Source organism: Mesorhizobium sp. M7A.F.Ca.MR.176.00.0.0 (assembly GCF_004023165.1).
Lineage (GTDB): Bacteria > Pseudomonadota > Alphaproteobacteria > Rhizobiales > Rhizobiaceae > Mesorhizobium.
In genome coordinates, this window is record NZ_RZTC01000331.1 from 1 (window position 1) to 290 (window position 290).

1 pseudogene is annotated in these 290 nt (G+C 65.5%); it reads right to left on the reverse strand.

The features are described from left to right. Positions 1 to 290 (reverse strand): annotated as a pseudogene (locus tag EOB59_RS35115) (ABC transporter ATP-binding protein); the annotation flags it as partial.

The window sequence follows — 290 nt, forward strand, 5'->3', positions numbered from 1 at the left end:
CACGACACGGATGCCACCGAGGTTCTCATCCATCACCCGGCTCAGCACCGACAGCCGCTCTTGCAACGTCAGCCAGGTGCTGCGCAGCGCCAGCTGCGTGACCGAGGACCGCCAGGCGACGAACGGCACAAAACTCAGGCTGAGCAGCCCGAGCACGAGATCGGTGCTGATCAGCAGATAAGCGCCGACGCCGATCAGCACGCCGAGCAGCACGACGCGCAGGATGCCGGTGGAGAAGAACATGCGCACGCCGTCGAGATCGAGCAGGCCGAGCGTGATGAGATCGCCGG